Annotated in this window: 15 protein-coding genes; 2 read left to right on the top strand and 13 right to left on the bottom strand. The window is 55.3% G+C overall.

Annotated features, from left to right (window positions below; all coding sequences use genetic code 11):
* Nucleotides 1-10: 10 nt before the first annotated feature.
* Both G453_RS0105540 and G453_RS0105535 read right to left on the bottom strand, forming a co-directional pair.
* Nucleotides 11-994, bottom strand: coding sequence for an AAA family ATPase (locus tag G453_RS0105540; protein ID WP_027190247.1), 984 nt, complete (start codon nucleotides 992-994; stop codon nucleotides 11-13).
* Between the two features lie 186 nt (nucleotides 995-1,180).
* A complete protein-coding gene (locus G453_RS0105535) occupies nucleotides 1,181-1,489 on the bottom strand; it encodes a hypothetical protein (protein WP_027190246.1) in 309 nt (102 codons plus the stop codon).
* Between the two features lie 512 nt (nucleotides 1,490-2,001).
* Between G453_RS0105535 and G453_RS22540 the strand changes: the two genes are divergently transcribed.
* The gene (locus tag G453_RS22540; protein ID WP_051271783.1) at nucleotides 2,002-4,071 is read left to right on the top strand and encodes a serine hydrolase domain-containing protein; all 2,070 of its coding nucleotides are present in this window, start codon (nucleotides 2,002-2,004) and stop codon (nucleotides 4,069-4,071) included.
* A 474-nt stretch (nucleotides 4,072-4,545) separates the two neighbouring features.
* On the opposite strand, the gene G453_RS27055 is transcribed toward G453_RS22540, so the two are convergent.
* The gene (locus G453_RS27055) at nucleotides 4,546-5,286 is read right to left on the bottom strand and encodes a type 2 periplasmic-binding domain-containing protein (RefSeq protein ID WP_084502125.1); all 741 of its coding nucleotides are present in this window, start codon (nucleotides 5,284-5,286) and stop codon (nucleotides 4,546-4,548) included.
* 122 nt (nucleotides 5,287-5,408) lie between these two features.
* A complete protein-coding gene (locus G453_RS0105520; protein WP_027190245.1) occupies nucleotides 5,409-7,511 on the bottom strand; it encodes a methyl-accepting chemotaxis protein in 2,103 nt (700 codons plus the stop codon).
* A gap of 599 nt (nucleotides 7,512-8,110) precedes the next feature.
* Here G453_RS0105520 and G453_RS26035 point away from each other — a divergent pair.
* Nucleotides 8,111-10,120, top strand: a complete 2,010-nt coding sequence (locus G453_RS26035; RefSeq protein ID WP_051271780.1) for a SpoIIE family protein phosphatase — start codon at nucleotides 8,111-8,113, stop codon at nucleotides 10,118-10,120.
* Here G453_RS26035 and G453_RS0105510 read toward each other — a convergent pair whose 3' ends face one another.
* The 9 genes from G453_RS0105510 to G453_RS26030 all read right to left on the bottom strand — a co-directional run bounded on the left by G453_RS0105510 (nucleotide 10,121) and on the right by G453_RS26030 (nucleotide 21,885).
* The gene (locus G453_RS0105510) at nucleotides 10,121-10,927 is read right to left on the bottom strand and encodes a PilZ domain-containing protein (RefSeq protein WP_043644650.1); all 807 of its coding nucleotides are present in this window, start codon (nucleotides 10,925-10,927) and stop codon (nucleotides 10,121-10,123) included.
* Nucleotides 10,924-11,343 (bottom strand): ATP-binding protein, encoded by a 420-nt coding sequence (locus G453_RS0105505; protein ID WP_169725292.1) that lies wholly within the window; start codon nucleotides 11,341-11,343, stop codon nucleotides 10,924-10,926. Before G453_RS0105505 ends, G453_RS0105510 begins: the two co-directional genes overlap by 4 nt.
* A 20-nt stretch (nucleotides 11,344-11,363) precedes the next feature.
* Nucleotides 11,364-11,714 (bottom strand): STAS domain-containing protein, encoded by a 351-nt coding sequence (locus tag G453_RS0105500; protein WP_027190242.1) that lies wholly within the window; start codon nucleotides 11,712-11,714, stop codon nucleotides 11,364-11,366.
* A gap of 72 nt (nucleotides 11,715-11,786) precedes the next feature.
* Nucleotides 11,787-12,836, bottom strand: a complete 1,050-nt coding sequence (locus G453_RS0105495; RefSeq protein ID WP_027190241.1) for a glycoside hydrolase family 26 protein — start codon at nucleotides 12,834-12,836, stop codon at nucleotides 11,787-11,789.
* Nucleotides 12,829-14,466, bottom strand: coding sequence for a glycosyltransferase family 2 protein (locus G453_RS0105490; RefSeq protein ID WP_027190240.1), 1,638 nt, complete (start codon nucleotides 14,464-14,466; stop codon nucleotides 12,829-12,831). The genes G453_RS0105495 and G453_RS0105490 overlap by 8 nt, the downstream gene beginning before the upstream one ends.
* Before the next feature lie 8 nt (nucleotides 14,467-14,474).
* Nucleotides 14,475-17,441: a tetratricopeptide repeat protein gene (locus tag G453_RS0105485; RefSeq protein WP_156920811.1), complete on the bottom strand. Its 2,967-nt coding sequence runs from the start codon at nucleotides 17,439-17,441 to the stop codon at nucleotides 14,475-14,477.
* A gap of 36 nt (nucleotides 17,442-17,477) precedes the next feature.
* A complete protein-coding gene (locus G453_RS0105480; RefSeq protein WP_027190238.1) occupies nucleotides 17,478-18,140 on the bottom strand; it encodes a tetratricopeptide repeat protein in 663 nt (220 codons plus the stop codon).
* Nucleotides 18,137-18,847 (bottom strand): tetratricopeptide repeat protein, encoded by a 711-nt coding sequence (locus tag G453_RS0105475; protein ID WP_027190237.1) that lies wholly within the window; start codon nucleotides 18,845-18,847, stop codon nucleotides 18,137-18,139. Before G453_RS0105475 ends, G453_RS0105480 begins: the two co-directional genes overlap by 4 nt.
* A gap of 128 nt (nucleotides 18,848-18,975) precedes the next feature.
* On the bottom strand, nucleotides 18,976-21,885 hold the full coding sequence (locus G453_RS26030) for a response regulator (RefSeq protein ID WP_169725291.1): 2,910 nt from the start codon (nucleotides 21,883-21,885) through the stop codon (nucleotides 18,976-18,978).
* Nucleotides 21,886-21,928: the final 43 nt, after the last annotated feature.

Here is a 21,928-nt window from a genome sequence, read left to right as displayed (position 1 = left end):
GGTCACGGGCTCAGACCAGGATGTGGGCGTTTTCGCGCGCCCATCCGGCAAAGGCGTCCGTGTGAGCCACGGCGTTGTCGTGGCGCACGGCGTCGCGCATCAGGAGCACGCCGAATTCCAGGGGCAGGCGCTTCGCATAACTGGCCAGCGCGCCGATGGTGTCTGCGGCGGCCTTGCGGGCCAGGGCCTCGCAGATGGCGTACACGGCGGCTGGCTCCTGCGGAACCGGGGCCTGGGACGGGCTTCGCAGCACGTGGTCGGTGTCCGGGAGTTCGCGCCAGACGCGCAGAAACCCTGCGAATTCCAGGGCCGCCGCTTCGCCCACGGTTCCCTGGTAGAGTTCCATCTCCACGGCAGGGTCCGGGGACGCCTGCACGATTGAGGACACGAAGGCCCAGGAGCGCGGCGACGGGAAGGCCCGCGCCTGCGATCCCGGCTCGAATCCCTGGAGCAGGGCCGGACGAAAGCGCAGGAAAGCCACCACCTCGGGGCAGATGCCTGAGCGCGCAGCCCAGGCGGTCCAGTCGTCCAGGTCGGCTTCGAAATCGAGATGGACCAGCCGGTTGGCCAGGGCCGAGGGCATCCGGTACACCACGGCGCGGTCCTGCTCCCGGTTGCCCGCCCCGGCCACACTCCACCCTTCGGGCAGCACGTACTCGCCCAGCCTGCGGTCCAGTATCAGCTGGTAACAGGCGGCCTGCACCAGCGGCGGCGCAGCGTTGAGCTCGTCCAGGAACAGCACCCCGCGCCCGGAAGTTGGCAGAAACGAGGGCGGACACCAGTGCGCGCGGTCGTCGCTGCCGATTTTGGGCAGGCCGCGCAGGTCCACCGGGTCCAGCAGCACGGCGCGGATATCCAGGAGCTCCATGTCCAGGCCAGCGGCCACCTGGGCCACCACCTGGCTCTTGCCCACGCCGGGCGGCCCCCAGAGGAAGACGGGTTGGCGGATGGCCAAAAGCGTTGCCAGGGCCTGTGCGGCGCGGGAGGGGGTCACGGAAGCTCCTTTACGGTCTGGGTGCGGTCAGGGTGTGGTCTGGGCGGCGCTGCCGCCGGGCCGGTGTCGGCGCAGCCCTGACTATTGAAATTGAAAACCATTGTCAACTTCAACTGATTGGCGAGGGGTGGGGCGGCTGAACGCAACCGCCCCCTTGTGGTCCGCCTTGGGGATAGCGGGCCGGGATTACACCACAAAGCGCCAATGAGCCGCCGGTATCTCCACATGCATGTCCGCATCAAGTTCCGGCACATGGAAGAGAAAATACACGGATTCACTCGGCGGCACGGTGAAGAGATTGAATTTCATCCTGTCGCGCAGCAGCTGCACCGGCAGGCCGTAGCGCTCCGACAAGGCCAGCATGCCCTGGCCGATCAGAATCATACCCTGCATGGTGAACTGAATCGTATGCAGAGCCACGCGCCTGGCCGGACGACCGTTCAGCATCACCTGGCTCGCGCATGCGCCTGGGGCGAGATCGTTTGGGATGTACATGTCAGCTCCTTTGGTCCTGGTGTTCCTCGTTGGGATGGCCCGGCTTAATCGATTATGATTATCAAAATCAAACCCTAGGTGTTTTTTCCCCACTCGATGAACACAGACGCGGGCTGCACCTGAAATCAGGCTCGCACAACAAGCTGAACTGATTATATTCCTGCCTGAGGCACGTCCCAACCACTTCCCCCGTAGCATTCTGGCCCCAACGATGACGCTGCCACACTGCGGGGGGTGACATCATGGGTGGCAAGCCCCGAGAGACCATCTTCCGAAATGCTCGACCAGGGATGATTGTGCTTCGCGGGCCGTCTCAGCTTGCGGGTCCAACATTTTTGACTGCGGAAGCCAGCCCGACAAAAGCAGAAGGGTTTGTGGCTGGTCCTGCTTTTCAGCCCTTTTAATGCGGACAAGATCCGTTATAATCAAAACCTCGGGACTCACTCTGTGGGGAAAGCCATTCCAGGAAACGTACCCAAGCACCCGCACCGGTATCTGCAGAGGAGACAGCCATGACGAGCAACTCCATCCCCGGCCCTCACCTGTACTCCCAGCCCAGTAGCACGGTCACCTATGCTGACACGATCTCCGCATCCCGCGCCGAGATTCTGAAGGAGCTGAACGGGAGCGAGAGCAGGACGACGGCGGTTTCTGTCGCCCTCGTCGATGAAGAGCGCATCCTCTGGGCTGAGGCGTTCGGCTCCATCGACCGGCCCCGTGGCGTGATGCCCACCACGCAAACCCTCTTCTGCAGCGCCTCCTGCAGCAAGGTGATAGCCGCAACTGCAGCGATGATCCTGGTTGATCGAGGGGTGATGGAACTTGACGCCCCCCTGGTCCGCTACATGGCCGATTACCGCATGGCCGACGGCGAACCCTGGCGGGACATCACCGTGCGGATGCTGCTCAACCACTCGTCCGGGCTCCCCGGCGTCCATTTTCCTGACGTCCTCACCGCTATGCCGTGCCCAGGCTATGCCGCCCAAGTTCGGGACATGCTGGCCGCCGAGCGCCTCAAGCACGCGCCGGGGGAAATGGCGGTGTACGGCAGCGATGGCTTTATGCTGATCGAACTGCTGATCACCGCACTCACCGGCCAGACCTATACCGGGTTTGTCGAGCAGGAAATCCTGGAGCCCCTCGAGATGGGCCACAGCCGCTTCGCCCAGGCCCCCTTCCCCCCCGGCGACTTCGCACCCGCCCTGGATGAAACAGGGCGCCCTGAATCCCAGGAATATGCCAACATCTATTCAAGCGGACTATTTTCGACGCCGGGCGATCTTGGAAGATTGGCAATGATGTTCATTAATGGTGGACGCCTGGGGGACCGGCGGATCCTCTCTGAAGCAGCCGTGGCCGAGATGGGTCGAGACCAAACCGTGAACCTGCCGTTCAACCCGATCACGGATCACCATGCCCATTTTGGCTTGGGGTGGGACGGCGTTCATCAAGGGGGGCTTGCGGCGGCAGGGGTGAAGGCATGGCACAAGGCGGGTGACGCAGATCATTACCACAGCTATTTCATCGTCGCCCCCGATGAGCGCCTCGCGGTCGTGGTCATGGTCACCAACCGCATGGGAATAGGGAGCATTGCCATCCCCCTGGCCGAACGGATCCTGCTCCACGCCTTAGCCGAGCGGGGGAGCATCACCCATGTCCCGGTGCCGCTGGAACCAGCCAATCTTCCAGCCATCCCGGCGAGCGACCGTGAACTGGCTGCCGTCACCGGAATCTACGCCAGCAGCTATGGCTTGCAACGGCTGGATGCCTGTGCGGACCATACGCTGACCATCTCCAGTTTCATCAACGATCAATGGCAACCCACCCTCGATGGACTCAGGCTCCGTCAGGATGGCCGCTTCGTGGCCGACAGCTGTCCCGCCACGTCCTACCGTGGATTTGTCGCAGGCGGGCGCCGTTATCTCGCTGTGCGTATCCCCTCCGGAATGGGGCACTACAACATGGAACTCCCCGTCGGCCATGAACTCCCCCCTGCTCCCCCCCTGTCGGCCCGATGGCAGACACGCATCGGCAGACGCTGGCTGACGACTAATGAACCTTACAGCGCCTTTCTGGCCCTGGGGCGGCAGCCCCCCCTGATCAAACTGGCAAAGGTCCAGGGGTTGGAAGGCTACCTCGCCGTATCGCTCCGCACAGCGGGATTTGACTTGATGCAAATCGTCTATCCGGGAGAGAGTGATCATGTCGCCCGTATGTGTCTCAAAATTCCCGTCGACAACGGCTGGGGCCTCAGCGACCTGGTGATCGAGGAGCGGGAGGGCGAGGAATGCCTCGTCTGGTGCGGCACCCGGTACCGCCCGCTTGAGACCGTCCCCGCGCTTGAACCAGTGCACAACACGGTAACGATCGGCCCCGATGGGCTGGGCGAGTGGTTTCGATGGTCGGCGACTTCCCCTCTCACACTGACCGGCGCGCGATCCTGGTATCTGTATAACGCCGAATTCGACCTCAAGGACTGGGGCATAGGGGGAAAAACAGTTGTTGGCGCAGTCGACGGTGGCGCCTACCTACTCATTTATGGCGCGCCGGATACGGCCATCACACTGACGGTGGGAGCATAAGAGTTCCGGGAGATTATGCTGGCAATCCTCGGCATCTCTCGCAGTCAACTCGCCGGGGGTCTCAACTTTCGACTGGCGCTAAACATGGGAGGTTTACAGAAGCACAGTTGGGAAGCCCTTGGATGCCCCAAGCGTTTCGTTGTTTCGACGCCGAAATAGGTGTGATTGTGCTTCGCGGGCCGTCTCAGCTTGCGGGTCCAACAATTGTGACTGAGGACGCCAGCCCGACAAAAGCAGAAGGGGTTAGATCTTTCGATCTAACCCCTTGAAATGTGTGGTGGAGCTGGACGGAATCGAACCGACGACCTCTTGAATGCCATGAATGGAGTCCGCCGAGATAACCACATAACATAAAACAGCTTCTCCAGTTCGGTGTCACCCGTCACCCGGCAAAACGCGGCAATAAGTGCAGAAAAGAGGTGACATCTGTGTTCCAACGGCCTCCGGCATGTCAGGATTCGCTGGACGTACATATCACCTTTCAAAGTGTGATTTAGCAATACACGTGTTAATTGAATGAATAGTCTCGTCGCTGATGTCTTTAGAAAATATTAAATACCTCTTGTTCCCTGGCGGGATGTCATCGAGTGTTTTCATCTCAAAATCACGAGGATTCATCCCGGAAGAGGCAAGAAGATGCTGAACTTCTTCCGGAGGCAAGAGTATAAATTCAAAGCGCTCTGCGCCAAGCATAGCTATCAGATTAATTTGCTCTGCTCCAACCAAGATGACGTTGTCACTGCTATTGCGAATGATTGAGTCAACAGTCTCTCCTTCAGAGTGTCCCTTTATTGCACCGATCTTTAAGTTTGATTTAGAAAGCAAATCCTTCAAGCTCCTGAACTCTGCGAATTTATCTTCATTTTTTTTCAAGTAGACTGCGACTTGGGGTCGCGCTTGGCAAAGAGGAAGAGAGTAATTCGCAAATTGCTCACGATCTTGCGTTTTGAACCATCCGATAGAAATTGTATTTGAAGCGGTTCTTACCTCGTGCAATGCACGGTTTGACGGATACACCATCAGGCGATAGTCTATACGGGCGCAGTTAAAAACAGAAGACACCCGGCTCAATAGGTAGCCATCTGGCTTTCCGTTGTTAGTGAAATAATAAGGAGGGTATTCGATGTATATAACATCGAATGCCTGCTGACCCATTGCATCAAACAGAGGAAACGCAACCAATGAAATGACAAAAAGTACGTGCTTTGCCTTCATATATTAGCGACCAGCATACTGGATATCTATGCCGAATCCTTCTTCAGAAATATCGAAAGTTACGAGTTGAAGAAGGTCATTCGCCTGCCCCGTTAAGTGATCAACTTCCATCGAAAATCACCTTACCGTCGAGCTAGGTCCAGCTTACTCCTACCACCAAGTGCCTTCCCAGGTCCAGCCCCTGCACCTCCTTCGTCCTTCATCTGGTCGATCAAGCTCTTGAGCACCTGCGCTTGATGAGCAAGTTCACCCACCGCCTGAGCCGACTGGCGCATGGCATCTGAGGTTTCAGAGGAGATGCGGTTAACATCCTCGATGCTTCGGTTGATCTCCTCACTGGCTGCCGATTGCTGCTCGGACGCGGTGGCAATCGAACGGACTTGATCAGTGGTCAGATCAACCAAGGATACGATCTCGTTCAAGGCGTCACCAGATTTGCCCGCCAAGCCCGTCGCAGCGTCGATTTTTGAAACCGCGTGCTCAACGTTGGATATGTTTTTACGCGCCCCCTCTTGAATCCCTCGGATCGCGTCGCCGACTTCCTTGGTGGCGGTCATCGTCTTTTCAGCAAGCTTACGTACTTCATCAGCGACAACAGCGAAGCCACGCCCAGCATCACCAGCCCGGGCAGCTTCGATGGCTGCGTTCAGTGCAAGCAGGTTAGTCTGATCCGCAACATCCGAAATGACGTTGAGTACCTGTCCTATCCCTTCGGCCTGCTTGCCGAGCGAAGTCATATCTGTTTTGAGCTCAATAGCAGACGATTGAACTTCTCCGATCCCCTTGACCACTTGGGCAACAACTTGCGAACCATCTTCAGCTTGACGTTTGGCTTTGTCGGCAGTTTCAGCAGCCTGGGAAGCGTTTCTTGCAACTTCAAGGACCGTCGCGTTCATCTCTTCCATGGCGGTTGCGGTTTCACTTACTCGGTTCGATTGTTCCTCGGAACCACGACTCGACTGTTCGATCTGTGCTGAAAGTTCTTCGGAGGCAGAAGTGACAACCTCGACGACTTCTTCTAGCTGATGAGCAGCCTGAAGCATGCCTTCCGCTTTTGCACGTTCTGCTTGTTCTTTGGCGGCTTCCGCCTCGAGCGTAGCCTGTCGAGCCTTCTCCGTTTCCTGCTGGGCGATATTCGCCTGCTCGTCGGCCTCATTCATCTTGGCTATCAAAGCAGCGACCATGTTCTTGATCGCACCATCAAGAACGCCGATCTCGTCCTTCTGATTAAGCCCGGACGTAGCACTGAGGTCGCCATTCGATATACTGAGGGCGGCGGACACGAGTTTCTTGACGGGTACAGCGATCGATTGAGCGAGTCCGAGGGCCACAAACGCGCCAGCCAGGAGAAAACCGAGGGACAGCAGGGTAAAGGTCATCTTCATCTGATTCACGTCGGCAAGTACCTCGGCTTTGTTGGCACCCACGGCGATCGACCAGCCTGTGCTGGGAATGGGGGCATAACCGAAATATCGCTCCGCCCCAGCAAAGTCGTAATCGTCAAAGCCTTTCTCCCCCCTCACCATGCGCTGCATCATGTTTGAGAGGTCCTTGAATTCCGGCTTTGTCTTTCCTTCCTCTAGGAAGTTGCGGGCATCGGTGACGAACTCGCGCTTTTCATGGGCGATCAAAGCGCCTTTGGCGTTGATGATGTAGGAATACCCGATCGTGCCAAACTTCACCTTGTCGGTTATGTTCGAGAGGAGCTGACCATCGAGCCTAGCAAGCAGGACTCCGGCACTCTTCCCCCCCTCAGTGATTGGAGCAGCCAACATGATGACCGGTTTGCCCGTGACCCGGCTGATGACCACATCCGACATGGTCACTTTTCCGCCAAGTGCGTTCTTGAAATAGTCTCTGTCCCCAAGCTCGGCTACAGAACCGTCAGTGTACCGCGTCTTCCCGTCAGGAGTGGCGACGCCCATTTCCAAGAATCCCTGCCTGGCGATTTCCTCTTTAAGAGCCGGAAGCTGTTTGTCCCAGTCCATGCTCCTTATGACAAGTCGGTTGGCGACGCCATCAACCCCGAGGAAGTACACGCCCAGCGTGGCGTTAATGAGCTTGCCAGAATCCTCAGCTATTTGAGGGAGCGATTCTTGGACTCTCTTTTCAATTGCGGAAGCAGATGTACGGTACGCTGCCATGCCAAATCCGACACAGACAACCGCTAGCAAGGCGCACACAACACCGATGATCTTTGTCTTTAATTTGGCATTCTGAAGCATTGCACCCTCCGCAATTATAAATAGTCGCCACGCTTACAGGCAAACCGTGACAAGTAGACGCATATAAAATATCTTATTTGTCCACAAACAACACCTTACAATCACCCTACACGGCACAGAGACAAACATCATCAAGTGACGACATGACACTTTCACCAGAGTATTTAAATTTTTAGACCAAAAGGAATAAAGAATCAAGACGTTTACTGGAGATGTTTAGGTGACGACTGCCTTGCTGACAGCTGATAAATGGTCCATCGCAGCCCATGTATAGTGATTTACCCCCTCTAACTCGTGCACATGAAAAAGAGCCGGAGCCCCCCCCCCCGGCCCCGTCTACGGATACGCTGCCTGGCGCCCTACGAGGCGTCTTCCTCGGCCCCTTCGTCCTCGGCCTCGGGACTAGCCCGCACTGGCACTCGGAGAATTTCTTGGTCACCACGACGTTGGAGCTGATTCGGGATCGTATCTCGTCATTGAGCAGTCTGTGTCTGTCCTGTCCCGAAAGCAATTCAAAAAGCGGTTTTCTTTCCACCCTCGTATCTGATAGTAAAGCCCCGACGGTTATCGTGAAATTGTGCCGAACTTAAGGGCAAACGATGCAATTCCCTCTGGAAACCAGCCTCTCCGACCATCTGTTCAGTGTCATCAGTGCTGCCACTCACGTATCCATAATTGCCACGGATCAAACCGGAATAATCACCCTCTTCAATGTTGGAGCTGAAAACATTCTCAATTTCCGCTCCGAGGAGATGGTCGGGCTTAAAACTCCTAACGCATTTCACTTGAAATCCGAAGTCATTGCACATGGCCGATACCTCTCAAAGCGTTTCGGACGACGGATTGAGGGCTTCGATGTATTTGTGGAGATGGCCAGGCAAGGCAGCTATGAGGCCCGCGAATGGACCTATGTTCGCAAGGACGGTACGCACGTCCCGGTCCTCCTCACGGTCACGGGCATACCGAATGGGCAGGGCAATTTCACAGGTTTTTTGGGGATTGCTGTCGACATCTCTGATCGCAAAAGCGCGGAGAACTCCTTGCGCCAAAGTGAGGCCAAACTCCGCCTGTTCGTCGAGCATACTCCGGCCGCAGTGGCCATGCTCGACCGCAACATGCGCTACCTTCTTGTCAGCCAAAGGTGGCTTAAGGATTATAGCCTTGAAGGCCAGGACATCATCGGCAAGACCCATTATGAGGTGTTCCCAGACATTCCGAAGGAATGGATGGCTCTTCATCGACGCTGTCTCCAGGGTGAAACCCTACAGAACGAGCGAGACATATTCCTGCGCCAAGATGGTTCAATAGAGTTTCTCCGATGGGAAATCTTGCCATGGTACGAGGCTCCTGGCCTGGTGGGTGGCATACTTATGATGACGGAGGTCATCACCAAGAGGCTTCAGGCCGAGCAGCAACTTCAATACAGCGAAGCGAAATTGCACGCGGTGGTAAACACCGCCGTGGATGGCATCATCACCATCGAGGCCGACGGAACCATAGAATCCCTCAACCGCGCGGCACTCAGCATCTTCGGCTATGAGCAGGAGGAACTCCTTGGGCAAAATGTAAACCTGCTCATGCCAGAGCCATACCGCAGCAACCATCCAAAATTCCTGATGGATTACCTTAACACTGGGACGCCAAGGATAATCGGGATGGGCGGGCGGGAAGTGCTAGGCCTTCGAAAGGACGGCTCTACGATCCCCTTGGAACTCGCTGTAAGCGAGATGCGTCTTGGCGAGGTACGGATGTTCACCGGAATTCTTCGGGACATTACCGACAGGGTGAAGGCGCGGGAGGACCTGTTGGCAGCCAACGCTCTCCTGGCGGAAAAACAACGACATCTGGACGCGGATATGGCAGCTGCCGCCGGGATACAGCGCGCGCTCCTGCCCATCTCGCTCCCTTGGGAACGCAGACTTGATCTGGCCTGGCGGTTTGAGCCTAGCGCGACCCTCGGTGGGGACATCTTCAATATCGTAGAACTCGATGGCAGCCACCTTGGCGTCTACATCATGGATGTCAGTGGCCATGGCGTTCCATCGTCTCTCGTCAGCGTTTTGGTTCATCAGGCGATGCTCCCCACAGTGGGCATCCTTTCGCGCCCCGCTCCCGGAGAGGCCGACATCGAGATCATCTCCCCTAATGAGGTAATGAGGGTTCTCAATCATGAAGGCTACTTCGAGCGATTCGAGAAATTCCTCACCATGTTCTATCTCGTATTTGACACCAATACAGGCGAGTTCGAATACTGCAACGCAGGCCACCCTCCGCCCTTGTGCATGAAGAATGATGGCAGCTTGACCTTGCTAGATGAAGGCGGGGGTATCATCGGCATTAATGGAGAGGGCGACTTTACCCTGGGGCATGGCGCCCTCACTCCGGGGGACTGTCTTCTTCTCTACACAGATGGATGCTTTGAGCATATGAATCCGGAAGGTGAACAGTTCGGAGATAAACGGCTGCAGGAAAGTATGAAGCGCGCCTGTGGTGGGACAGCGGAAGACCTCGTTCGGGAGGTGAGCAACTCAATGACCGCGCATGGACGAAACAACGCTTACGCGGATGACGTGTCTCTTCTGTGCCTAAAGGTGCTGGACGGCAAGTAGTTACAGCGTGCTACAGTACACCAGCACGAGCGTATTGTAACCCATGTACAGCTTATTCTCAAGCTCCTTAATGGCGTATAGATACTGCATGGCAAAGCTGTCTGTGTACACGCTTTTGAATAGCTCGATATACATTTCTGGCTCTACAGCCTGGCGCAATTCCGCAAGATCCACGACAGCGCAAGTTTCCTCCAATGAACCATTGGACTTGGCCATCCGCTCGTGAAACATCGTGAGGTAGTCGGCGTTCTTTTTCGTTCTTGCGATGATGTCTTCAAAGACGAATTCCCGAAACTGACCGTACTCCTCGTATGACAGGTCCGAAATACGGGAAAAGAAAGCTGACAGATGCTTGAGGTAGATGAGACATCCTTGTTTGAGCAAATACAGATCTTTGGCGAGCTTGGCCAGAAGCGACCCCTTCGACTCGAAAGAAGAAAAATCGATGGCAAGTTGACGGGAACTTACCGAGAAGAACACCGGATAGCTGAGTGGTCTGCCCTGGTCCATGGCAACGCCGACAATCTGCCCCTGCCCGTCCAAGTCCAATCTTTGCCAGGCGGCAGTACCTGAATAGAGGACTTTTCCTCCAATCTCGAATGGAACGTGAAGGTTGATTCTCTCCCCCTGGTGAATCCGTTCGCGACCGAGGACCCAACTGGGAATAACGATCTTCACCCCTCCCGGACTCACATCCTGGACGATGTAGTCGAAAGGCTGGTAATCCGCCCCCCTTGAGCCTAGAAAGGGGAGGACTATGGATTCAATGGGAAGACGGGTTTCCCGCCGCGACTGGAAGTCACTCATGGGATGTTCGGGCAAGCGTTGGCAGTTGTTTTTTCCATAGAGATCACATTGTACTCACCCTGTCTCTCATACTGAACTCTATCCATGACGTCTTGTATGATGCTCATCCCGCGCCCGCTGGTAGCCAGGGGTTCCCTGTTGCGCTTCTGATCACCGTCCAGTCCATCCTCGATGCGAGGCCCCCTGTAGCGCATGGTGAACGCGATCCGGTCAGGCCACACGACAATTCCGAGATCGATGGATTCCCCTTCGAGTTCGTTGAGAGAATGGATGATAGCGTTGTTGAGCGCTTCACACACTGCCAGTTCGATCAATACTGCGTCATCTTGAATGAACAGCTCGAACCCGCTTATGGCACGCACGGAAAGACCAACAAGTGCGACGTGCTTCAGGCTTGCCGGGATGGTGATGGACACGATTCTGGCTGTGGCCGGAGTCATGCCTTGTCCCCGCCGAGTGATCGTAGCGCATCGTACTTGCTCTCGAAAATCCGGAAGACTCCTCGGTCCAAGCGAGTAACAGCAAAAATTTTCCGTACGCTTTCACGGAGACCGAAAAGCACAAGGTCCCCCTTGTCTCCCAACGACTTCACGCAGGAGATAAGCGAGCCAAGACCGCTGCTGTCCATGAAATCCAAGCGCGAAAAGTCAACGAGAAACCGGAGGTTCCCTTGGTTAATCAGGTCGATCATCTTGTTCTTGAAAACCGGAGCGGTTGCAGCGTCAAGGCGCTGACCGACCACCTCCACCACAATGACTCCATCTATGAGCGTTTCTCTTATTTCCATGAATACATGCCTGCTTGTTGCTCAACTTGTTTTGCCCGTAAACGCCTGGGCCTCATTTCGTAGGACGTCGGTTTATTTTACCCTTGAGAGTTTCATCGCCGCGAGGACGTTTGCCGGTCCCAGATCTGTCTTTTCCCTCACCAATGAGGAGACCGATGGCCCCGTCCCCGTCATAAGCCGCCAATCCACTTCCTTGTCCGCCTCGAACCAATTGATCGCAACCAGATTCCAGGATGCGGCAGTTTCCAGGGCGGACCGTATCCAGGCGGTCTTGTCGCCTCCAAGGTCGGCGGAAGCCATCTCGAAAACCATAATTGATTTGCCGGGAGCGAACGAGGTTAATTCAAGACGGATTGGCCCGAAGATGTCCGAGAAACTCCTGAACGAACTGTCCCAACCGTGCTTTTCCCTGGTCTGGGTTGTGCCCCAATTATAGCCGTCCATGCCGACAACATCGACCACATCGTCCCCGGGATAGTAGGCACTGGCTTCATTCCAACTGGCGCTGTCCCGCTTGGGATGGGGCAGTGACTCCGCATTGGGGCAGAAGGCGAAAAATACGTTTGATGCCCCTGCCGCCCTGAACCGTTTCACCACATGCCGGAACATCTCGCGATAACGCATGGGGCTCTCGGGTCCGAAAGCTTCCTTCGGCCCGCCCCAATGGTATCGTTCAAGGTTCATCTCGTGAGCAAAGCGTATGATGAACTCTTTCTTGTATTTCTTCGCGTCTTTGGCGAAGCGGTCGATGAAAACGTCGTAGCGTCCTGACAGGATGTCCCGGGCGTCGATGGCAACCTCCTTGCCCTCCTGGATAAACATGGGCTCCCAGGTTAGGCATGGCACGGCACCGACCTTGCTGATAGCAGTGAGCGTTTCTGTCGGAAATTGCGATTCGCCCGGATTTTGCGGCCACTGAAGGAAAAAGGTCACCATGCGGGGGGGTACGCCTGTCAGTTCGCGCAGGGCTGTCAGCCTTGTCTCATCGATGGGGTAGCCGTCCAGGACAAAACCGAAAGTCGGCTTTCCGGCAGCGTATGCTGCGGGTGGCTCGGCCAGGAGCGGAAAGGAACTCGCCAGAATGGCCACCGCGCACACAACCCTGGCCCAGAGGTCAGACATGTCTGCGTTCCTCGGGATGGTTGAAGTAGAGGATGGAGGAGAGGATGGCCAAATGGTACAGACACCACATGCAGTTGACCAGGATGGCGTACATGGGCTCACGTTCATAATACGCGCGGTTGAGCCCGTATGCCACTGCCCCGGCTGCGGCCATGCATGTGAGCACCTGGGGCCACAACGCGTGCAGCGGCAGCGAGAAGCTTCCTCCTTTTGGCGTCACACCGAAGCTACGCTTTACGCCGAGGATGCCGAGCAGCGATGCCTGCATGTACACCGGAAAGGCCACGGCCTGGAGAACGATGCCTATTCCCATCTCCCATAGCCCGTATCTTCGCTGAGTGAGGGTGAAGATAAACAGGGACAAGGTAAGCAAGATATAGGGGAAGAAAAAAAGAAAGTATATTTCGGGCCGTGCAAAGTAGCTTGGCACCTCCAAAAACAGATACAGAACCGGGCAGAGGATCATGGTGAAAAGCACCCAGCCCACAAAGTAATGCGTTCCCGAAAGAAAGTACTCCCACCACTTTGCTGCGGGGAGTCTGCGCGGGTTCTTGAAGAACGCCGAGAGAATCTCCCGGAACAGGCCGACCGTGCCATGTGCCCATCGGAATTGCTGCTTGAAATAGGCGCCCAGATCCTCAGGCCCCATGCCAAAGGCGCAGATTTTGTTGAGGTAGGCCGATGACCAGCCCCCGAGATGGAACTTGAGGGAGGTGGCGAAGTCTTCGGTGACGGAACTCTCCTCGAAGCCGCCGACGGATGTAAGAGCCTCGCGGCGAAAGATAACGTTGGTTCCGCAGCAGAACATGGCGTCCTGCATACTTTTGCCCTCGCAAATGTATTCATAGAATACGGCTTGCTGGAGGCCGGCCGCCCTGGCTACCCGGTTGGTTTCGAAATTGGTGTAGTATTGGGGAGTCTGGATGAACGCCAGTTTGGGATTGGCTTCCATGAAGGCGACGAGGGGTTCGACGAAATCCGGGAAAGGGTTCTGGTCCGCGTCGAAAATGATGATGTACTTTTCATCGCGGTGCTTGGGTGCGTCTTCGAAGCCGAAGAAGGTAAAACCTTCTCTTTCTTCTCCTTTGAGGAACGCCAGAAAGTCGTTGATCATGCCCGCCTTTGCCCCCCGCCATGCCCGTCGGAACATGTTGACCCCGATTCGTTCGCACAGCGCCTCCACGTCTTTGCGGTAGGCGGCCATGGCGGCAGGATCCTGTCCGGGTCGGTCGTAGCGGGTGTCGTCGAGAAAGTAGATGCGTTTGTTCGGGTAGGTCAGGTTATAAAAACAGGTGAGGGTGTCCTCAATAATATGAAGGGGTTCCTTGAAGGAGGACACGATGATGGCTACAGGAGGATAATCGTTCAGGGGGGGGATGTCGTCAGGGGAATACTTGGGTCCGGAGGGCTTGGAAATCACATGGTACAGGTTCAAAAAGTAGCCGAAAGCATGGGTCATGGTGAATGTTTCGGCAAGCAGCAATATAGTGGCCAGAGATTTCTCGTACCATAGATAGTCAGCCTCCAAGAGGAGCGCTGTGCGCACCATGAGATAGAGGATCGTGGCGATCATGCTCGCCAATAACGCCATGCTCACAACTGGGCCGAGATTTGCCGACTTCTTCGACACGTTATCCCCTAAAACCTGTAGGTCAGACCGGTCCACGCCCCGAGGGCGTCCCATTGCTGGGAACGGTGTACCAATCCTTTGAGGGTCACAGACCATCGGTCAGAGAAATCATTCACATATTCAGCTTCAAGCCGCCAGAAGGGGTTGCGGTCGGTGTCTGTCCCGCCTGAGAACTGCACACCGTAAAAGTGCTGTCTGGCACCACAGAAATAGTCCTTGCCCAAATCATGGCGCCATCCAAGTGTCATTGCCCCTGAGAAATATCTTTGCGGAGTCCAGTAGGGATGGACGATGGTGATCAGATCCCCCTCCACATAGACGAACTTGCTGAGCTCACGAGTGTCGCGGTACTCGCCTGTGGCAGTGAGCTTCAGTTCGCGCGGATGTTCGGTGAGAGTGATCCCGGCGTCGGCCTTTAAATGTGTTCCCTGGTTGCCGTCGCTGTAATTCTGGTAGCGGCCCAGGAGTGAAAACTCCACGCGCCGGGTGGGTTGCAGGAGGAGGCTTGCGCCCCAGTTGTCGATCTGGATTCCTTGGCCGAGGCTCATGTCGTTGGTTATCTCATCCGTGCGCTGGTAGAAGACAGCCAGCCTGGCCACGTCGCGTAGATTGGCCTCGATGCGCGCCAAACCGGAATACAAGGGACGAAGCGCTGCGTCGAAATACTGCTTGTTGGTGAAGGAAAAGTCTCCCGAAAGCCATTGGTTCACCTTGCCGCCTGCACCGATGGTTTGCCCCTCGGCCAGGTAGGACCCGTCGAATCGGTGAACCGGTAATCGGGTTCGTCCTTGCCCGCCCTGTCCCTGCTGGGCTTCCTTCGGCGTTTTTGGGTCTTCCAGCCAGAGGTTCTGGGCCGCACGGAGGTAGTAACGGCCTTCGATGGGGACATTGACCTCCATGTCCCAACGATAGCGCTTTATCTGAGCCAGACGTCCAGACTTGCCATCCTCGTCCCATGCAGAAAAGCTCGCTTTGACCGACGTGGCATTGCGCCAGCGCAGACGGTCCAAGGCCTTACCGGCCATGGTGTGTTGAGGGTCGACCTCCAGAAGACGCCGATAGGTGACCTCTTCCTCGTCGCACAGTCCAAGGGCGCATGCTGCCTGGGCTCTGTCGAAGAGGGCTTCCTGGTTGCCGGGCTCAATCGACAGCAACTTATCGTTGGCATCTTTGGCCATTGAGAATCGGCGTTCAAAACCATCCATCTTGGCGGTACGTTCAAGAGCGGCCGATTGGCGCACTCTTTCCGGGTAGTTGCCGCTCTCCAGTGATGTATACAGCGCTGCGGCCTGGAGTGGCTTCTTGCCCCATACGGCCGTGCGTGCCGCTTCTCGCAGTGGGACTGGGTTCTCTGGTCTCATGCGATGAAGTTCGTCATAGGCGGCCAGGGAATCGTCGTAGCGCCGTGCCCAGGCGAGTACCCGGGCCCTAGTCAAGAGCACTTTGAAAGTCCCGGGATTATCCTGGGCAAGCTGGTCAAGAATGGCCAATGCCTCACCATGCCAGCCTGTTGTGGCAAGTAGTTCTGCTAGGCCCATCTGGGCTGGGAAAAACTCCGGGTCGAGTTTCAGCGCTTTTCGATACAAGCGTCCGGCTGCTTCGAAGCGGCCATCGTTTTTCAGTGCCGATGCAAAATCGGTCAGGTCCGAAGCGTCAGCCGGGAGCGTCGAATCCTGCTCGCCGGAGGCCTTCCAGACTGCCCAGGAATCTGACGGTTCCATCCCAGCCGCCCTTCGGTAGGCCTCAACCGCCTGTTCCTTTTGTCCCTTTCGCTGGAGCAGGTCTCCAAGACGGTTGAAGTCCTCTGGCTTGGCTCCGGGCCTCCCGGATGCGGCTGAAGCGGCGGACAGTGCGCCGTCCAAGTCGCCCAAATCTTCCTTGGCCTGCGCTTCCAAACGAAGATTCTCCAAAAAGCCTGGGGCTATCTGGGCCATGCGTCCCATGAGTGCTATAGCGGCTGCAGGGTTCTTCTCCTGAAGGCGTAGCTTTGCCAGTCCGGCCAGGGCTATCATGTCGTTCGAATCAGTCGAGAGGAGCTTTTCATACAATGCGGTCGCTTCCTCGTAGCGTTGTGCCCCAGTGAGCACGGATGCGAGCTTGAGGACGAGCTCACGCACATTTCCCCGTGTGGCGATTTCTGCACGCACGACATCTTCGGCTCTGTAGAAATCTCCCCAGGCCAGGGAGCGGTCTCCGTGGATCGCCCGGGCTTTTCCGGTTGAATCGACCTTTTCCGCTTGTTCGAACAACTTCCTGGCATTCCGGGAGTGTCCCATCCCCGCCTGAATGTCTGCTGCGGTCATGAGAAAATCCACATCTGTCGGATTTTTCTCCAGCAGCGCGGCAACCAGACCAGCGGCTTGTTGTCGGCTACCTGTTGCGGTCAGGGCCTGGGCGAATAGAAGAGTGATTCCTGAGTCATCGGGTTTGGTGGCATGCAATCGCCTGAGCAGCGTCAACGCTTCGCGCTGTCTTCCGGACCAGCTGAGTGCTTGGACCAATTTCAGTTCGAGGCCTGGCAGTGAAGGCTTGAGAGAATACGCCTTGCTGTAAGCTTGGGCGGCACCCGGCATGTCTCCCGAGTAGAGTCTGATATCACCAAGGACGCTCAAGCTCTCGGGGCGAGGGTTGGAGCCCAGAGTGAGAGGTTCCAGCAACTTGAGGGCATCCTGATAGTGACGCATTCTGACCAGGATCTCGGCAAGCTCCAAGAGGGCTTTGGAGTTTCCGGGAGAATCGGCAAGCACGCGGCGGTATTCGATTTCGGCCTGGCCCAGCGTTGATTCCTGGCGCGAAAGCAGCCGGGCTAGTTCCAGACGTGTATCGGTCTCGCCTATGAAGTCGCGCGCTGGCACGATGCTCTGCACCTGGGCAAGAGCGGGCGCCTGCGACCACAACAACCCCAGCAGCAACAACGTGGCTGCCAGCACACCAGCTGGAAGCCCAGGACGATATGGCCATACTTTGTAGTTCACGTCTTCCCAGTAGATTTCAACCAGCCTAGCGGGCTTCTATTGCCCGAGGGCTCGCCGGTATTCACGGATCGCGTCCTGCTGCTTGCCTGCCCAGGAGAGAACCTGAGCGTACCTGCGTCGCACCTGAACATCATCCGGTAGAGCCTCGAGAATTTTCTCGTAAAGAGGAATGGACTCCCCATAGCGCTTGGTCCAACTGAGCACCTCCGCCAGGCGGAGTCGGACGGCCTGATCCTCCGGAGTGGCGGTGAGCAACTCCCGGTAGATGGCTTCGGCCTTGGGGTAATCCTTTCGCATGACGAAAAGATCCGCCATCAGCATCTTGTCCTCGCCGGAAAGCTCTCCGGGGGAGATGGTGTCCAGCAAGGCCCTGGCCTCATCAGACTTGCCACTCCACATGAGGACTCTGGCCATTTCCGCTTTGGCTTCCGACATGTCAGGTTTTTCGGCCAGAACTTTGCGGTATTCCTCAACGGATTCGCCATAGCGTTTCACATAGCTTAGAAGACGTGCCAACTCCAACCGGGCCATCCAATCCGGGATGTCACCCGAAGGCTGGGTAACGGCGGGAGCTCTGACCGCCTGGGGCTTGGCGCCGAAAGACTGCGCTGAAGCAAGACCGGCAGTGAGCAGAAGAATAGCAAGCAGTAGGCCGCTCGAAAAGGTGGTGCGGCACGCCAAACATCTCAAGGATTTCATGGAGTCTTCTCCAGGGCTTTTCTGTATTCGGCGATAGCTTCTTCAAAGCGCCCGGCAGCTGTGAGGATCCTGCCCAAGACTATCCTGGCCTGCTTATTGCCGGGCTCGCGAGCAATAACTGGTAGGCAAATGTCCTCAGCTTCCTTAGTACGGCCGTTCCAGGCCAGAAGCTGGGCAAGCCCGAGGGAGGCTCCCTTGTCGCGGGGATAGGCGACCATGACTTTGCGGTAGAGCTTTTCCGCCCCCTCCATGTCACCGGAGCGGGCCTTGAGCTCAGCAAGGTAAGTAGCGGAGGACTCGGACAAAAGAATGGACTCGTCGGCACGGCTCAATACTTCCATCGCCCTATCCGGCATTCCGAACTGATCGTAGATCCCTGCAGCGGTGTGAAGCATGTAGGGAGTCAGCTTGGACTTTGAGTTGAAAAGGGCGTCGAGCACGGCCCTGCCTGTGGCCTCATCTCCAGCGAGAAACGCGGCGCGAGCGAGTTTGAGGGCCATGCCGGGACGAAGGAAGTCGGCTGATGCAGCCGTCTGAAAAGCTCTACGCGCGTCTTCATCTCGTCCCTGCTGCCAGAGAGACTCCCCATGCCTGAGCGCCACATATGAAGCGTTGACGGCACGGTACGCAAAAGAGGAGAGCAACGCCGAGACAATAAGCAGGCCTAAAAAGGCGTAGGTCTGGATACTCCTGGAAGCGAACTTCATGACTTCACCGTGCCCGCAGATTCATTATAAGCTAGAATCACCACTCAAAATTTAGTGCCCTTTCACTCACACTTACGACAATGTTAAGCAAGCACTAGATTTGATTCGAGCAAACGGGTCAGCGCCCTTCAAACCACCCGGATCTCGCTGACCTTACCCATCACCCTAGCAATGACCGTCTTCAGTGCCTCAATGTCCACAGGCTTGGAGATGTAGTCATCCATGCCTGCGCCAAGGACCTTTTCCCGGTCTCCCGACATTGCGTAGGCGGTGACGGCGATGATCGGGATGTCGCGGATCGCCTCGAAGCGGTCTTTGAAGCGGATCGCGCGGGTGGCTTCCACTCCGTCCATAACGGGCATCTGGATGTCCATGAGGATCAGGTCGAACTGCTCGTGTTCAAGAATCCGCAACGCCTCTGCCCCATGCTCAGCCACGCTCGCGCTGTGTCCAGCCTTCTCCAGAAGCCGCTTGAGGGAGACACGCGTCACGGCGTCGTCTTCCGTGATGAGAATTCGCAGATTTGTTCCTGCGGCGGCTGACGGTGTCCGTGCCACTGGTGTCGGGACGTGCATCGGCGGCATCTTGAATGGGATGGACAAATAAATCGTAGTCCCGGTACCGACTTCACTTTCGATAGCGATTTCCCCCCCGAGCAACTTCATCAGTCGGGCCACGATGGAGAGTCCAAGGCCAGCTCCTTGGTAACGCCTGACATAACTATTCTCCGCCTGAACGAAGGGCTCAAATATGCTCTTGGCATGGAGGTCATCAATACCGATTCCGGTATCGCTCACCGTGAATAATACACGACAGATGCCATCCGGGGATATCTGGAGAGGCGAGACTTCCGTCAGCACGCGTCCTTTCTGGGTGAACTTGATGGCGTTGCCGATGAGGTTGAAGAGAATCTGCCGGACCCTTGCTTCGTCTCCCACCAAGACGTGCGGCAGTCGCTCGTCAACAACAAACCCAAGGTCAAGTCCCTTGTCCTTGGCAGCAAGAGAGAAAAGGTCGAGAACGGCTTCCTTAAGAAGTCTCGTTTCGAATCGCTCTTCAAGAAGACTCATCTTGCCCGCTTCGATGCGCGATAGGTCAAGTATGTCCGAGAGCAAACTGGCCAACCGTTTAGAGGAGCGGATGGCCGTCAGGACGTACTCCTTTTGCTCCCTGTCTTGAGTAGAAGACTGAAGCAGTTGGAGCATGCCAAGAATTCCGTTAAGCGGTGTGCGGATCTCGTGAGACATGTTCGCAAGAAATTCGGATTTCGCCTTGTTCGCGGACTCTGCGAGTTCTTTTGCCTGTCGCATTTCATTCTCAGCATTCTTCCTCGACGTAACATCCATAAACATGACGGCGAGCTGATCTGACGACAAACGAAAACATAACAGTTCAAAAACACCAGCAATCCTAGCATCTTCATAGCCTATTTGTTCTGCATGCCAGTTATTTCCCGTATCCAACACCTCCATATAACGAGCAGGAATGTCTGTCTCAACAAGCATCGGAAATGCTTCACAAATTTCTTGTCCATTCAATTCAAAGTGATTGATACCAAGAATGGTGTCTGCTGCTTGGTTCGCACTGCCAAACACTAGGCGTCCTTCTTTCCGCTCGTAGAGGTGCATACCAATCGGTGTTTGATCAATAACGGATTTGAGCACCTCTTCACTGTGTTTCAAAGCGCGCTCTGATTCCTTTTGCGCAAGGACTTTCCAAACGGAGTCCATCATTAGTGTCAATTGATATACGTCCGTACTGGTGTATTCAGAAGGTTTATTGCCGACGCCAACGACAAGAATGATTTTTTCATCTTTAAATACAGGGGCTGTCATGAATGACTTCAGTTTAACATGTCCTTCAGGGTAACCTTTCTTAAGTGGATTCATTGCATGGAAATCATTTACAATTATTGGTCTACGCTGCCGCACAGCCTCACCCCATATGCCGGTCTTACCCAATTCATAACACTGCAACGGCTTGGCGACACGGCACTCCTGCATCACCTCCTTGGACCAAGTATTGAGAATGAAGTGCTCATTGTCTTCGTCATAATGATAAATGTATCCAACCTTACTATTGGTAAGCTTAATAGCTTCTTCTAGCGCGAAATCCAAATAATCCTGTGCTGACGAAAATGGGCGCTGTAATAAATTAACAAGACTCAACAGACGTGCCTCATTTAGTCGACCTTCATCCTCACCCCGCTTACGTTCAGTTATGTCGACAAAAGTAACTACTATTTGGACCAATTTATTTCCAGAATCAAACTCAGGGAATGCATCCACCAAAACCCATGCAGGACCATTTCTATGTGGGCTGACAATCCCAAGCGTTAAGTTTCGGACGGGTTGCAGGGTGGCTAGCACTTTTGATACTGGGTATTCGTCCACGGACATTTGTGTGCAATCTTCTTTCACAAAGCACCAAGCCGGGTCGATGGCAGTCTTACCCTTCATCTGCTCGAAAGTTAAATCTAACAATTTCGAAGCCTGTTCGTTTGCAATTATTACACTTGAATCTGGCGCATGAACGACGACGCCAGAGCTCAGGTTATGAATAAGCTGCAAATTTCTCTGCTCGCTCTTTAAAAGGGCATCGTTGGCATGCTTGTACTGTGTATGGTCGACATATATACACATCCCACCAATGCAAACACCATCTAGATTGTACAATGGAAATACATTTGCGATGATTTGCAAGACTTTCCCACGCCTGCCAGATACTGGGACCTCAATATTTTTAAAAACTTTGCCATACTGGATACTTTTGCTGATGATTGTTTCATGCTCTATGTCACCGTAGAAAACTTCAGCAAGTTTTTTACCCACACAATCATCTACAGAACACTCGACTTGAAGCATTTGAAGCAAGGCTGCATTGGTCTGCAATACCCGCTCACATCCATCTACAAGCAAATATGGCATCGGCAAACATCTCAAAACAGCATGGAACAGTCCTTCGTCTTGTTGAGCCACTTGAGCGATCGAAGTGAATTCGTCAGGAATTTCGCCAGAAGATATTTTACACTCTGACACTTTAAACCTACTTATTGTTAAATTTATACATTCAAAGTTAATA

Origin of the sequence: Fundidesulfovibrio putealis DSM 16056 (assembly GCF_000429325.1) — a bacterium.
Classification (GTDB): Bacteria; Desulfobacterota; Desulfovibrionia; order Desulfovibrionales; family Desulfovibrionaceae; genus Fundidesulfovibrio; species Fundidesulfovibrio putealis.
The sequence above is the reverse complement of the archived record's forward strand: the minus strand, read 5'-3'. Positions and strand labels throughout refer to the sequence as shown.